The organism is Phenylobacterium ferrooxidans (assembly GCF_042714595.1).
In the GTDB taxonomy this organism is placed as follows: domain Bacteria; phylum Pseudomonadota; class Alphaproteobacteria; order Caulobacterales; family Caulobacteraceae; genus Phenylobacterium; species Phenylobacterium ferrooxidans.
Map to the genome: position 1 here is coordinate 15,369 of NZ_JAOTJD010000003.1, position 13,931 is coordinate 29,299.

Annotated in this window: 11 protein-coding genes; 9 read left to right on the forward strand and 2 right to left on the reverse strand. The window is 68.5% G+C overall.

From position 1 onward, the window contains the following. Positions 1-9: 9 nt before the first annotated feature. A complete protein-coding gene (locus tag OCL97_RS02495) occupies positions 10-339 on the reverse strand; it encodes a rhodanese-like domain-containing protein (RefSeq protein WP_377367290.1) in 330 nt (109 codons plus the stop codon). An 11-nt stretch (positions 340-350) separates the two neighbouring features. Beyond that, the gene (locus tag OCL97_RS02500; RefSeq protein ID WP_377367292.1) at positions 351-671 is read right to left on the reverse strand and encodes an ArsR/SmtB family transcription factor; all 321 of its coding nucleotides are present in this window, start codon (positions 669-671) and stop codon (positions 351-353) included. An 85-nt stretch (positions 672-756) separates the two neighbouring features. Here OCL97_RS02500 and OCL97_RS02505 point away from each other — a divergent pair, with 85 nt between their 5' ends. The 9 genes from OCL97_RS02505 (at position 757) to gspF (ending at position 13,920) form a co-directional block, all read left to right on the forward strand. Next, complete coding sequence (locus OCL97_RS02505) at positions 757-2,109, forward strand: NAD(P)/FAD-dependent oxidoreductase (RefSeq protein ID WP_377367294.1); 1,353 nt, start codon at positions 757-759, stop codon at positions 2,107-2,109. Positions 2,110-2,254: 145 nt separating this feature from the next. Continuing rightward, positions 2,255-2,458, forward strand: coding sequence for a YgaP family membrane protein (locus OCL97_RS02510; protein ID WP_377367296.1), 204 nt, complete (start codon positions 2,255-2,257; stop codon positions 2,456-2,458). Continuing rightward, positions 2,455-3,726, forward strand: a complete 1,272-nt coding sequence (locus tag OCL97_RS02515; RefSeq protein WP_377367298.1) for a TolC family outer membrane protein — start codon at positions 2,455-2,457, stop codon at positions 3,724-3,726. The genes OCL97_RS02510 and OCL97_RS02515 overlap by 4 nt, the downstream gene beginning before the upstream one ends. A 397-nt stretch (positions 3,727-4,123) precedes the next feature. After that, positions 4,124-5,560, forward strand: coding sequence for a hypothetical protein (locus OCL97_RS02520; protein WP_377367300.1), 1,437 nt, complete (start codon positions 4,124-4,126; stop codon positions 5,558-5,560). Positions 5,561-5,629: 69 nt separating this feature from the next. Beyond that, positions 5,630-8,233, forward strand: coding sequence for a TonB-dependent receptor domain-containing protein (locus tag OCL97_RS02525; RefSeq protein WP_377367302.1), 2,604 nt, complete (start codon positions 5,630-5,632; stop codon positions 8,231-8,233). Positions 8,234-8,353: 120 nt separating this feature from the next. Next, positions 8,354-9,199, forward strand: a complete 846-nt coding sequence (locus OCL97_RS02530) for a type II secretion system protein N (protein ID WP_377367304.1) — start codon at positions 8,354-8,356, stop codon at positions 9,197-9,199. After that, positions 9,196-11,241, forward strand: a complete 2,046-nt coding sequence (gspD, locus tag OCL97_RS02535; protein WP_305761791.1) for a type II secretion system secretin GspD — start codon at positions 9,196-9,198, stop codon at positions 11,239-11,241. The genes OCL97_RS02530 and gspD overlap by 4 nt, the downstream gene beginning before the upstream one ends. Next, entirely contained in the window at positions 11,238-12,719 is a 1,482-nt protein-coding gene (gene gspE / locus OCL97_RS02540) for a type II secretion system ATPase GspE (RefSeq protein WP_377367306.1), read from the forward strand. Before gspD ends, gspE begins: the two co-directional genes overlap by 4 nt. After that, positions 12,706-13,920 (forward strand): type II secretion system inner membrane protein GspF, encoded by a 1,215-nt coding sequence (gene gspF / locus OCL97_RS02545; RefSeq protein ID WP_377367309.1) that lies wholly within the window; start codon positions 12,706-12,708, stop codon positions 13,918-13,920. Before gspE ends, gspF begins: the two co-directional genes overlap by 14 nt. Positions 13,921-13,931 lie beyond the last annotated feature (11 nt).

Below are 13,931 nucleotides of genomic sequence, written 5' to 3' on the forward strand. Positions count from 1 at the left end.
GGCCTAGGATCAGCGGCCGACGGTCGGCAGACCAGCAGCCTTCCAGGCCGCAAGCCCGCCGTCCAGATGGGTTTCAATGGCCTGATTGGCCTTGCGGCACTTGTCGACGGCCATGGCCGAGCGTTTGCCGCCGGCGCACTGCAGGACAATCGTCTTGCCCGCTGCATCAGGCAGCGCAGCCGGATTGAAGGTCGATAGCGGCACGTTGAGCGCGCCGGCGATCTGCTCGGCGGCGAACTCGTCGGGCTCGCGGACGTCGATCAGCAGGATCTCTTGGGCGTCGAGGCCGGCTTTCACCTGAGCGGGGGTGAGATCCTTGGTCTTGGGGGCGCTAAACATGGGCGGGCTCCTTAGGGTTGGGTGCGATCAGGGATCGTGCAGAAGAGACTCGAGAGGGTTTCGACCAGGGCGCGGGCCTGACCGCTCTGCAGGCCGTAGTAGATGGTCTGGCCATCGCGCCGGGCGGCCACCACGCCATCGCGGCGCAGCAGGCCCAGATGCTGTGAGGCCAGGGTCTCACGCACCCCCAGCCGTTGGGCGAGGGCGCCCACCGACTGCTCACCATCGATCAGCGAGCAGACGATCATCAGCCGGTGCGGATTGGCCAGCGCCTTGAGCAAGGCGCAGGCGTCGTCCGCGGAGGCCATCATCGTGGTGACGTCAAAATTCATAGTTGCGTATATGCGACTATTCACATATTCCGTCAAGCGATCGAGTTCGCACCCTAGGTCCGGCCACGACGCGGGGGTGTGATGAATGTCAAAGTCAATCGTCCCGGTTGAGCGGACCCTGCCGCTGGTCATCGACCGTCTCTGGAGGAAGCCCGAAATGGCCAAGCCACGCATTGTCATCCTGGGCGCCGGACTGGGCGGCGCGATCGCGGCCTTCGAGGTCAAGGACGCGGTCGGCGACAGGGCCGAGGTCAGCGTGGTGTCGCAGGGCGACACCTTCCACTTCGTGCCCTCCAATCCCTGGGTGGCGGTCCACTGGCGTAAGCGCGACGCCATCGAGGTCAAGCTGCCACCGGTGTTCAAGAAGAAGGGCGTGAGCTTCTCCGGCGTCGGCGCCAAGCGGGTCGATCCCGGCGCCAACCAGGTCGAACTCAACGACGGCGTGGTGGTCGACTACGACTATCTGGTCATCGCCACCGGCCCGGAACTGGCCTTCGATGAGATTCCCGGCCTTGGCCCGCACGACGGGTTCACCCAGTCGATCTGCCATGTCGATCATGCTGTCGCGGCAAGCCAGGCCTTCGACCGTTTCGTGGAAAACCCCGGCCCGATCATCGTGGGCGCGGCGCAGGGCGCCTCATGCTTTGGTCCCGCCTACGAATTCGCGATGATCCTCGACACCGAGCTGAAGCGCCGGAAAATCCGCGACAAGGTGCCGATGACCTTCGTCACCTCCGAACCCTATATCGGCCACCTGGGCCTGGATGGCGTCGGTGACACCAAGGGCCTGCTCGAGAGCGAGATGCGCAACCGGCACATCAAATGGGTCACCAACGCCAAGGTGACGTCTGTCGAGCCCGGGCTGATGCACGTCGAGGAGATCGCTGAGGATGGATCGGTCAAGACCACCCACGACCTGCCCTTCACTTTTTCCATGATGCTGCCGGCGTTCCGTGGCGTGGCCGCGGTGCGCGGGATCGACGGCCTGACCAATCCGCGCGGCTTCATCGTTGTCGACAAGCACCAGCGCAACCCGACGTTCCCCAATGTCTTCGCGCTCGGGGTCTGCGTGGCCATCGCGCCGACGGGAAAGACCCCGGTTCCGGTTGGCGTGCCCAAGACCGGCTTCATGATCGAGAGCATGGTGACCGCCATCGCCAAGAACCTGGGTCAGATCCTGGACGGGCAGGCGGCCACCAACGAGGCGACCTGGAACGCCTTCTGCCTGGCCGATTTCGGGGATGGCGGCGTCGCGTTCGTCGCCCAGCCGCAGATCCCGCCGCGCAACGTCAACTGGGCGGCCGAGGGCAAGTGGGTCCACTTGGCCAAGGTGGCCTTCGAAAAATACTTCCTGAGCAAGATCAAGCGCGGCGAGAGCGAGCCCTTCTACGAAAAGCTGGCCCTCGACGTGATGGGCCTGCGCAAGATCAAGGGCTAGGCCATGCGCCAGTTCGTGTGTCCCGCCTGCAGCACGGCCAATCGCCCGCCCGACGCCGCGTCGCTAGCGCAATGAGCGCAAGCCAAATCGTCGCCTGGACGCGCCAGGCCCTGGCCGAAGTCCGGCCAACCTCAGGAGCTCGATCATGACCCTCGACCGTATGGTTTTTGTCTTCGCCGGCGCCATGGTGCTGCTGAGCATCGCCCTGGCCCACTATGTCCATCCCTGGTGGATTGGCCTGGCCATCTTCGCTGGCCTGAACATGATCCAGGCCGCCTTCACCGGCTTTTGTCCGGCCGCGATGGTGTTCAAGAAGCTGGGCGCCAGGTCGGGGCCCGCTTTCCGATGATCTTGAGGCGCACGGGTCTTGTCCTTGTCCTTGGTCTGACTGCAGGCCTGGCGGCTCCGCACAGCGCCCTGGCGCTTTCGCTTCCGGAGGCGATAGCGCGTGCGCAGAACACCAATCCCGGCCTGGCGCAAAGTCGCGCCCAGTCTGACGTCGCTGACGCCCGACTGGCAGAAGCGAGGGCAGGGCGGCTTCCCAGTCTCATCCTGTCCGGCGAAGCCGGGGAGGGGCGGACCGACCTGGGCGGCTTCTTCGGCTTTGGCCGCACCGATGTCTCGCCCCGCGCAGCGGCCCTGCAGCTTAGCCAGCCGTTGTTCACCGGCGGGGCGGTCAGCGCCGCGATCGCGCGCGCGCGGGCCGGCCGCGACGCCACCCTGGCCCAGGTGGGCGGGGCCAAGGCCCTGCTCGCCGCTCAGGCGGCCGAGGCCTATGTCGCCGTCCTGAGCGCTCGGGAAATTCTAGGTCTCAATGAGGCCCAGGTCCGGCAAATGGGGGAGATCGCCCGTCAGGCGGAACTGCGCTTCAAGGGGGGTGAGACCGCCAGGACCGATGTCGCCCAGGCTCGGGCGCGGCTGGCGGGAGCCCGCGCCGGACTGGCGCGCGCGCAAGGCGATGTCGCCCGTGCTCACGCGCACTTCGTGTCGGTGGTCGGGTCTGAGCCGGAGGGCCTGGAGCCGCTCGCATCACCGCCGGACATCCCGACGTCCCTGGATGAGGCCATGGCGCTCGCCCTCAAATCCAATCCAACCTTGCTGGCGGCCCAGGCGCAGGCCCGCGCGGCGCAGGCCGGGGTGCGATACGCCCAGGCTGAAAGATTTCCGAGCCTGGCGTTGACTGCGACCGCCAGCAGCGCTCGCGACCAATTCCTCCCCGGATATCAGGCCGACGGCGTCACGGTCGGGGTTCAGGGACGGTGGACCCTTTTTGCCGGCGGCGCCATCAACGGCCGTGTTGGGGCCGCGCGCGCGGGCGCGCGGGGCGCTCAGTTCGGCGTGGTTGCGGCGCAGGCCCAGGTGCGCGAGGCCGTGGTCGGCGCCTGGGCGGACATCGGGACCGCCCGCGCGGTGGCCGACGCGGCGAGCGATCAAGCGGCTGCGGCCGAGGCCGCCCTCGAAAGTGTCCGTCACGAGGTGCGTGTCGGTCAGAAGCCGACCCTGGACCAGCTCGACGCGGAGCGTGAAGTCTTGGCCGCGCGCAGCGCGGTGATCGCTGCCCGTGGAGAAGCCATTGTCGCTTCCTACCGCCTGGACGCCCTGCTGCAGGGTGGCTGATCGGCCTGCGCCGAGGGGGTTGTTGCTTACGCTCGCCAATCCGCACCGGGTGGAAATTTGTGCGCCCTGAGCGCGGGTGAACGAACGTGGACGACGAAGTCCTGCTCATGGCGCAAGCCTTGCGGCGCCTCGTGACCGCTTATCGACGCTCTCCGAAAAGCCCTTCCTGAACCTCTCGGACATGAGTCCTGTCGGGCTGCCTTGTGCGGCGCCTAGACAACATTCGTATCGGTCGGGAGCTTCGCAACAAACCTGTCATCAATCCGTCCGGTCTCTGTCACGGGCCGTCCCTAGAACCGCGACCGGGCAGGCGGGTGATCTTGGTCCCTCAAGCGTGGCTTGGGACTTTGATCGTGACTCCGCATGCGCCGATGAAAACACGGTGGTGGAGAGCATGATGACCGGCTTCAAGGACCTTAAGACCCTCTTGATCACCTCGCTCAGCGCGGTGGCGTTGGCGTCCTGCGGCGGCGGCGGCAACGCGCCGGCTTCACCTGGCGAAGCCACGGGCGGCGGCACGGGCGGCGGCACGGGCACGGGCGCGGCGGCTGACTGCCCCACCGGCACCACCAACGTCGGCACCGTGGCCGCAGGGACCCTGCGCAACTGCCAACTGCCGGCCAAGATCACCGGCACCCTCAACCTGCCGCTCCGCGCCGGGACCGTCTATTCCGTCACCGGGCGGGTGGACGTGGGCGACGACATGGGCGGCGACGCGGCGGCGCCCAAGGCGGGCGCGGTCAAGGGCGTCCTGAGCGTCGACGCCGGGGTTCGCCTGTTCGGTTCGGCGGGCCTGGACTACATCGTCGTCAACCGCGGTTCGCAGATCTTCGCCGACGGCAACTCCGCCCAGCCGATCATCTTCACCAGCAAGCAGAGCATCGAGGGCACGGCCGGGACCGACTCGATCGGTCAGTGGGGCGGCCTCGTCGTCCTGGGCCGAGCCAACATCAACAACTGCCCCGGCACCACGCCTTATGGCAGCGCCACCTGCGAGGCCCAGGTCGAGGGCACCAACGCCTTCTACGGCGGCAGCTCGAACACCGACAACTCCGGTGTCCTGCGTTACTTCCGCGTCCAGCACTCGGGCTTCCAGATCCTTCCGAACAATGAGCTGAACGGCATTACCCTGGCCGGCGTCGGCAGCGGGACGACCGTCGACTACGTTCAGGTCCACAACAGCTCCGACGACGGCATCGAGTGGTTCGGCGGCACGGTGAACGCCAAGCACCTGGTCCTCACGGGCAATGACGACGACGACCTCGACACCGACAGCGGCTTCAAGGGCACGGTCCAGTTCGTGATCGTCCGCAAGCGCGCCAACGGCGGCGACCGGGTCTTCGAGACCAGCAACGCCAACAACCGCCAGCCGCCCTCCACCCCGCAGTTCGCCAACGTGACGGCGATCGGCCGCACCGGCGGCAACGACAACTACGTGCTCAACACCGGCACCGATGCCCGCCTCTACAACAGCGTGCTCACCGCCCCGGCGGCCTCCACCGTCGCCTGTATCGACATCGACGATGCGGTGACCAAGGCGACCTTCAGCTCGGTCTACATGTCCTGCCCGGTGGCCTTCCGTGAAGACTCCAACGTCGGCGCGGCCGCCATCCAGGCCATGTTCGGCGCCGGCGCCAACAACACCTCCAACGGGACGTCGACCCTGACGAGCGACTTCATCAACGGCGCGAACGAGAACGCGGTGGTCGCCACCAACCTGACAGCGATCAACCCCGCCTTCACCGCGGTCACCTACATCGGCGCCGTGCGCAACTCGGCCGACACCTGGTGGCTGGGCTGGAGCTGCGGCCTGACCTCCGGCTCGACCTGCTGATGCGGAGCGGGCGGCGGCGATTTCGCCGCCGCCCAACTTCGTCCCGTTGACACAGACAAGGTTCCGAACATGAAGACCTCCCATCTCTCGCTGAGCGCGCTCCTGCTCGCGACCACGGCGCTCCTCGCCCCTCAAGTCGCCTTTGCTCAAGCTGCGCCGCCCGCCGCTGAGACCGAGGTCGAAGAACTGACGGTGCTCGGCCGCTTCATCCCTGACGTCATGCGTGAGACCTCCGAGGTGTCCTCGGTTCTCACCATCGAGGACCTGAAGCGCGCCGGTGACGACACCGCCGCCGTCGCCCTGACCCGCATGTCGGGCCTCAGCCTGGTCAGTGGCCGGTTCGTCTATGTCCGCGGCCTCGGCGAGCGCTATTCGTCGGCCCTGCTCAACGGTTCGCCCCTGCCGAGCCCCGAGCCCCTGCAGCGGGTCGTCCCGCTGGACCTGTTCCCCAGCAACATCCTGGCGAGCACGGTGGTCCAGAAGACCTATTCGGCGAGCTATCCCGGCGAGTTCGGCGGCGGGGTGATCGACCTGAAGACCATCTCGACGCCGGTGGAGCCCTTCTTCTCCTTCGGGTTCAGCGTCGGCGCCAACAGCGAGACCACCCAGAAGGACGGGCTGACCTATTACGGCTCCGACACCGACTGGACCGGCTATGACGACGGCGCCCGCGAAACGCCCGGCCCGCTGGCGGCGGCGCTCGCCGACCGCAAGCGCCTGACGGACTCCAATTTCACGCCGGCCCAGCTGCAGACCATCGGCCAGAGCTTCAACAACGCGCCGATGAACCTGCTGCAGAAGAACAGCAACATCGACTTCGACTACAGCGTGGACGTCAGCGCCGGCCGGACCTTCGACCTCGGCTTCGGCACGCTTGGCCTGATCGCGGTCGCCGGCTTCGACAACGCCTGGCGCACCCGGGTCGGCATCCAGCAGGAGGGCTTCGTCCAGGCCGGCAACATCGAGGTCCGCACGGACTACGACTACCGTTCCACCCAGAACGACATCGTGCTGAACGGTCTGCTGGGCGCCAGCCTCCAGTGGGGCGACCACGAGGTCAAGTGGACCAACTTCTACGTCCACTCCACCACCAAGGAAGCCCGCAGCCGGGTCGGCTACGACGATCTGGCCGGGGCCAATGTCCGCGACGACTACACCGAGTGGTTCGAGCGCTCGCTGAGCAACACCCAGCTGGTGGGCGCCCACGAGTTCGGCCAGTTCGAGATCGACTGGCGCGCGGCCTACGCCCGCAGCACCCGCGACGCCCCCTATGAAAAGGGCATCCGCTATCGTCTGGTGAACGGCGTCTACGAGCACAACGCCTCGCAGGAACAGAACTACACCCGCTTCAGCGAGGTTGAGGACACCGTCGCCAGCGCCGGCATCGACTTCACGTACACCGTGCCCCTGTCCGACGCCCGCGAGGCGATCCTCAGCGGCGGTCTGGCCTATTCCGACAACGACCGCCACGCCGAGGCCCGCGAGTACCGCTTCCTGGCCCTCAACAACTCGCTGCCCCAGGATGTGCGCCGCCAGCGCGTCGACTACCTGCTGTCGGACTTCAACATCGGCCCCAACCTGCTGGTGGTCCGCGAGACCACCGGCTCGGAAGGCGCCGCCGCCTACCGCGCGGCTCTGGAAGTCCAGGGCGCCTACGCCCAGGTGGACGCCGAAGTGCTTCCGCTGGTGCGCGCCGCGGTCGGCATCCGCTACGAGGACGCGACGCAAAGCGTGACCCCGGTGGACCTGTTCGGCGGGGTCCCCCCCGTCGCGCCGCCCGCCCTTGAGAACCAGTACTGGCTGCCCGCCGCGACGGTCACCTGGAACTTCGCCGAGGACATGCAACTGCGCCTCGGCGCCTCCAAGACCATCGCTCGCCCGCAGTTCCGCGAGCTGGCGCCCCAGCAGTACCTGGACCCCGAACTGGATCGCCTGTTCATCGGCAACCCCTATCTGGTGGACACCGAGCTGCTGAACTTCGACGCCCGCTACGAGTGGTACTTCGACTCCGATCAGTTCGTGACCCTGGGCGCCTTCTACAAGGACCTGGACAAGCCGGTTGAGGCGGTGGTCAACGAGTCCGGCGCGACGGTGCAGCAGACCTATATCAACGCGCCCAAGGCCCGCCTCTATGGCGTCGAGGTCGAGATCAAGAAGTACTTCGATCCGGTGATGGAGGCCGGCTGGCTGGCGAGCAAGCGCTGGCTGGTGGGGCTCAACTACACCTACTCCAAGTCCGAAGTGCAGGTTGAGGCCGGCGACCTGGTCTACCCGCTCGCCGGCGGCGGCTCCTCCCGTCTGGCCCAGGACTATGTGAAGGACGGCAGCGCCCTGCAGGGCCAGTCCGAGCACCTGGCCAACGCCCAGTTCGGCTACGAGGACGAAGAGGCGCAGTCACAGGCGACCCTGCTGGTCACCTATGTCGGCGACCGCATCTCCGCCCGCGGCCGCCCTGGGCAGCCGGACCTCATCCAGAGCCCTGGCGTCATGCTGGACTTCACCTATCGCAAGACGGTGACCGTGCGCGACCACGACCTGCAACTGGGTCTGAAGGCGCGCAACCTGCTGGGCGAGGACTATGAAGAGTTCCAGGAACTCGGCGCCGGCAAGGTCTACGCCAACCAGTACGAAATGGGTCGCAGCCTCTCGGTGAGCGTCAGCACCAAGTTCTAAGCCCTGTCATGACGGCGTCCGGCCAGGCCGGGCGCCGTCATACAACTGTCGCCTCCGCGTCATATAGCGAGGCGCCGAACGCCGGGTTCGGGGGGCGCCGTTCCCAGTGGAAACAGATAGATGCCGCGCGTGTTCGACGATTGGCGCCGGGAGAGCTGGCGCCCGTCGCCCAAGCTCATCCGCCAGGTTGTCGAGACAACCCTGATCCTGCTGCTCGCCCTGCAGGCCGCCCGGCTGACCTGGCTGCTTGCGACCCCCGCCGGTCCGATGGGCGACGCCACACAGTACGCCAGCGCGGGCCCCGCCCGGCCGGTGGACCTGACCATCCTGCAGCGCTTCGATCCCTTCTTCCGCGTTGAGCCGAGCCAGACCCTTGCCGCCGGTCCCGCGCCCGTCGAGGGCGGCCTGAGCCTGTTTGGTGTTCGTACCAACGGCCGTGGCGGCGGGTCGGCGATCCTGGGGACGGCCGACGGCGCCCAGGCCCTCTATTCCCTGGGTGAGGACGTCGGTAACGGCATGGTGCTGCGCGCGGTGGCCGCCGATCACGTCATCCTCACCCGCGGCGGCTCGCGCATCCGACTTGAGTTTTCCAGCGGATCTTCGCTACCGCCTCCGCCGCCACCTCCGCCCATGGGCGCCGTGCTGGCGCCCGCCAGCGCGCCCGTCGCCCAGGCGCCTTCCCAGGGGCTTGGTCCCAGCCAGTTCCTGAGCGCCGCGGCCCTCAGCCCGGTGATGGCGGACGGCCGGGTGACCGGCTACCGGGTGATGGCCCGCGGACGCGGCGAGGCCCTGGCCCGCGCCGGCCTGCAGGACGGCGATGTGCTGCTGGCCGTGGACGGCTCCAACCTCAATCCGGAACGGCTCAGCGAGCTGCCGGACCTGCTCGCCAAGGCCGCTGACGTCGAAGTTCGCTTCGCGCGCAACGGCCAGCCCATGACCACCCGGCTAAGAACGGCGCCCCAGTGAAACGCATCATCTCACTCATCCTTTCCGCAGCCCTGCTCGCCGCCGCGCCCGGCGCGCCCGTCTTGGCCCAGGAACAGGTCATCAACCTGCGCGACGCCGACATCCGCGCCTTCATCCAGGATGTCGCCCGCGCCACCGGCCAGACCTTCGTCATCGACCCGCGTGTCCAGGGCCGCGTCAGCGTGGTCAGCCAGGAGCCGCTGTCGAGGACCGAACTGTTCGAGGTCATGCTGTCGACCCTGCGGGCCAACGGCCTGGTGGCCATTCCCACCGGGACCGGCGCCTATCGGATCGCGCCGGAAGAGGGCGTCGCCTCGCAGCCCAGCTCGGCCGGCGGCGGGCTCGGGTTCGCCACCCAGGTGTTCCGTCTGCGCACCCTGGACGCGGCGTCGGCGGCCGAGACCCTGAAGCCCCTGGTCGGCCGCCAGGGCGTCATCCTGCCCAGCCGCCGCGGGAACCTGCTGGTGGTGGCCGACTACGCCGACAACCTTCGGCGGATCCGAACCCTGCTCTCGCAGATCGACCAGGACAGCAGCGTCACCGAGACCGTGACCCTGCGCAGCAGTTCGGCCCGCGAGATGGGCGAGGTGATCAACGAACTGCTCAAGGCGCCCGGCGAGGCCGCCGGCGCCCGCAACGGCGTGGTGTCGGTGGTGGTGGTGGGGAGCAGCAATTCGCTGATCCTGCGGGGCGACGCCGCCACCATCCGGCCCCTGCTGGCCACCATCGCCGACCTGGACCGCCGGGCGGAGTCCAGCAGCGATATCCGCGTGATCCAGCTGCAGCACGCCAACGCCGATCAGCTGCTGCCGGTGCTGCAACAACTGGTCGGCCAGACCGTGAGCGCCCCGGCCACCGCCGGAGGTTCGGCCGGTTCCACGCCTGCCGCCGCCACGACAGCGGCGACGGGCGCGGCCATCGGCGGCGGCGCGGCGCGGGCCAACATCGCCCGCTTCGCCGGGGCCAACGCCATCGTCATCGCCGCCGACCCGGAGACCCAGCGGACCTTGGCTGAGGTCATCCGACAGCTGGACACGCGGCGCCAGCAGGTGCTGGTGGAGGCCATCGTGGTGGAGGTTTCCGACGACACCGCCAAGCGCCTGGGGGTGCAGTTCGCCCTGGCCGGGACCAACGGCTCCAGCGTCCCCTTCATGGCCACCAACTATTCCAACAGCGCCCCCAACCTGATGGCGATCACCGGCGCCCTGGCCGCCCAGGAGAACCTGCCGGAAGACTCCTCGACCCTGGCCTTGCTGCGCGACACCGCCCTGAAGTCCCTGCTGGGCGCCAACGGGGTCATCACCGGCGGCGGCGGGCGGATCAATGACGACGCGCTGTTCGGGTTCATCGTCAACGCGGTGAAGAACGACACCGCCTCGAACCTGCTCTCGACCCCCTCGATCCTGACCCAGGACAACCAGGAGGCCAAGATCCTGGTGGGTCAGGAAGTCCCCATCACCACGGGCGAGGTGCTGGGCGACGCCAACGCCAACCCCTTCCGCACCATCCAGCGGCAGAACGTCGGCGTGCAGCTGGAGGTGAAGCCTCAGATCAACGCCGGGGGCGCCATCACCCTGTTCCTGCGCCAGGAGGTCTCCAGCGTCGCGGGGCCGGTGAGTGAGAATTTCAACGAGCTGATCCTGAACAAGCGCGAGATCGAGACGACGGTCAGCGTCGACGACGGCGAGATCATCGTCCTTGGCGGGCTGCTGGATCAGAACGAGCGGACCTCCGTGGAGCGCATCCCCCTGCTGGGCGACATCCCGGGCCTGGGCCATCTGTTCCGCAGCACGGCGCGCCAGGGCGGCAAGACCAACCTGATGGTCTTCATCCGGCCGACCATCGTCCGCAGCGCCGCAGAGGCGCGCGCGGTCACCGCCACACGCTACGGCTACATCCGCGACCAGCAGGCGGCCCGGAGCAAGGACGGGATCAGCGAACTCGATCAACTGGTCCGCGAATACATGCGCGCCGCCCCGCCGGTCAGCGCGCCCATGCCCGCGACGCCGCCCCCGCCCAGTCAGCTGCCGGCGCCCCGATGACAGAGGCGCCGCTGCTCGCCTACGGGTTCGCCAAGCAGAACGGCGTCGTGCTGCTGGAGGTGGACGACCTGGCTCATGTCGGTCTGCGCGAAGGCGCCGATCCCATGGTGCTGGTGGAGGTGCGCCGCGCCCTGCGCAGGCCCCTGAAGGTGCAGGCCCTGTCGCGCACCGACTTCGAGCGGCGGCTCTCGGAGAGCTATGGCGGCGAGGGGCTGTCGACTGGCGCCGAGGACTTCGAACTCACCGGCGGTCTGGAAGGACTGGTCGACGACATCCCGGTCACCGCCGACCTGCTGGACGCCCAGGATGACGCGCCGATCATCCGCCTGATCAACGGCCTGATCGCCGAGGCGGTGCGGCTTGGGGCCTCGGACATCCACATCGAGTCCTTCGACGCCAGCCTGGTGGTGCGCTTCCGGGTGGACGGGGTCCTGCGCGAAGTGCTCAGCCTGTCGCAGCGTCTCGCCCCGTTGCTGGTCTCCCGCGTCAAGGTCATGGCCCGGCTGGACATCGCCGAGAAGCGCGTGCCGCAGGACGGGCGGATTTCGCTGTCCCTGGGGGGACGCTCCCTCGACGTTCGCGTCTCGACCCTGCCGTCGCGGGCCGGCGAGCGGGTGGTGATGCGGATCCTGGATCAGGCGCAGGCGGGCCTGGGCCTGGCCGATCTCGGCATGACGCCCTCGGTGCTGGCCACCTTCAGCGCGGCCCTGCGCGAACCCAACGGCATCATCCTGGTGACCGGGCCCACCGGCTCGGGCAAGACCACCTCGCTCTACGCCGGTCTCGGCGTGCTCAACGAGGCCAGCCGCAATATCCTGACCATCGAGGACCCGGTTGAGTACGCCGTGTCCGGGATCGGCCAGACCCAGGTCAACACCAAGGTCGGCATGACCTTCGCCGCCGGGCTGCGGGCGATCCTGCGCCAGGATCCAGACGTGGTGATGGTGGGCGAGATCCGAGACGCTGAGACCGCCCAGATCGCGGTCCAGGCCAGCCTCACGGGCCACCTGGTGCTCTCGACGGTCCACACCAACGACGCCGTGGGCGCCATCACCCGGCTGCGCGACATGGGCATCGAACCCTTCCTGCTGGCCTCCACCCTGCGGGTCATCGTGGCCCAGCGCCTGGTGCGCCGCCTTTGCCAGGTCTGCCGCAAGCCCGAGCCGGCCGATCCCGCCTCAGCCCGCCTGGCCGGGGTCTGCGAGGGCGACACTCTCTATCGCGCGGCGGGCTGCCCGGCCTGCAACCAGACCGGCTATGTCGGCCGGATCGGGGTCTATGAGGCGGTCCGCATCGACGACCGCATCCGCCGGCTGATCAGCGAGAACGCCAGCGAGGACGAGATCGCCGCCATCGCCTTCGAAGCCGCGCCGGCCCTGACCCAGGAAGCCCGCAGCTATGTCGCGGCCGGGATCACCACCGTCGAGGAGGCGATCCGGGTCACCCGCCAGGAGACGGCGAGCGATGTCGGCGTTTGAGTACGACGCCCTCGATGGGGCCGGACGGATCCGCAAAGGGGTGATCTCGGCGGCCAGCGAGCGCGTCGCGCGCCAGGAGCTGGAGAGCCGCAAGCTGGTCCCCACCCGGCTGGCCCCGGCGCGCGCCGACAGCCGCGCCCGCAGCGGGCCGGCCCTGTTCGGACCCCGGCTCGGCGCCAAGGCCCTGGCCCTGGTCACGCGACAGCTGGCCACGCTGATCGCCGTGGCGCCCCTTGAGGAAGCCCTGCGGACCATCGCCCTGCAGGCCGACCGGCCCCAGGTGCGCCAAGTCCTGTCGACGGTCCACGCCGCGGTGCTGGAGGGCCACCGGCTGTCGGCGGCCCTGTCGCGGGAGCCGAAGTCGTTTCCGGCGCTCTACCGCGCCATGGTGGCGGCCGGCGAGAGTTCCGGCGCCCTGCCGTCGATCCTTCAGCGCCTGGCCGACCTGCTGGAGCGGGACGAGCAGGCGCGGGGCAAGGTGGTGACGGCCCTGGTCTATCCGGCCGCCCTGGCGGTCACCGCGGTCTCGGTGGTCATCGCGCTGATGACCTTCGTGGTGCCCAAGGTGGTCGAGCAGTTCGAGTCCATGGGCCAGACCCTGCCGCTGCTGACCCGGGTGGTCATCGTCATCTCCACCGGCATGCGCGACTGGGGCTGGCTGGCCCTGCTGCTGCTGATCGTCGGGGGAGGGCTGTTCGCGCGCGCCCTGCAACGGCCCGCCTTCCGCCTGCGGGTGGACGGCGCCCTCCTGACCCTGCCGATCTTCGGGAAGCTTATTCGCGACCTGCACGCCGCGCGCCTGGCGCGGACCCTGGCCACCATGATCAGCGGCGGCCTGCCCGTCCTGGAGGGCCTGCGCATCACCGCGCCCACCGTCCGCAACCGGGTGCTGCGGCAGGCCACCGAAGAGATGGCCGTCACCATCGAGGAGGGGGGAAGCCTGTCGACCGCCATGCGCCGCGCCGACGTCTTCCCACCGCTGCTTATCTATATGACGGCCGGCGGTGAGAGCAGCGGCGGCGTCGATGTGATGCTTGAGCGCGCCTCGGAGTATCTGGAGCGCGAATTCAACACCTTCACGGCCGTCGCGCTCAGCCTGCTCGAGCCGGTCATCATCCTGATCATGGGTGGGATCGTCACCCTGATCGTCCTGTCGATCCTGCTGCCCATCCTGCAGATCAACAACCTCGCCCTGTCCTGAAGGAACCCGCG

Excerpts from the sequence above, each read along its gene's own strand:
- OCL97_RS02500 (WP_377367292.1), bottom strand. The coding sequence starts at position 671 with ATGAATTTTGACGTCACCACGATGATGGCCTCCGCGGACGACGCCTGC.
- OCL97_RS02530 (WP_377367304.1), top strand. The coding sequence starts at position 8,354 with ATGCCGCGCGTGTTCGACGATTGGCGCCGGGAGAGCTGGCGCCCGTCG.
- OCL97_RS02510 (WP_377367296.1), top strand. The coding sequence starts at position 2,255 with ATGACCCTCGACCGTATGGTTTTTGTCTTCGCCGGCGCCATGGTGCTG.
- gspE (WP_377367306.1), top strand. The coding sequence starts at position 11,238 with ATGACAGAGGCGCCGCTGCTCGCCTACGGGTTCGCCAAGCAGAACGGC.
- gspF (WP_377367309.1), top strand. The coding sequence starts at position 12,706 with ATGTCGGCGTTTGAGTACGACGCCCTCGATGGGGCCGGACGGATCCGC.
- OCL97_RS02505 (WP_377367294.1), top strand. The coding sequence starts at position 757 with ATGTCAAAGTCAATCGTCCCGGTTGAGCGGACCCTGCCGCTGGTCATC.
- OCL97_RS02520 (WP_377367300.1), top strand. The coding sequence starts at position 4,124 with ATGACCGGCTTCAAGGACCTTAAGACCCTCTTGATCACCTCGCTCAGC.
- OCL97_RS02525 (WP_377367302.1), top strand. The coding sequence starts at position 5,630 with ATGAAGACCTCCCATCTCTCGCTGAGCGCGCTCCTGCTCGCGACCACG.
- OCL97_RS02495 (WP_377367290.1), bottom strand. The coding sequence starts at position 339 with ATGTTTAGCGCCCCCAAGACCAAGGATCTCACCCCCGCTCAGGTGAAA.
- OCL97_RS02515 (WP_377367298.1), top strand. The coding sequence starts at position 2,455 with ATGATCTTGAGGCGCACGGGTCTTGTCCTTGTCCTTGGTCTGACTGCA.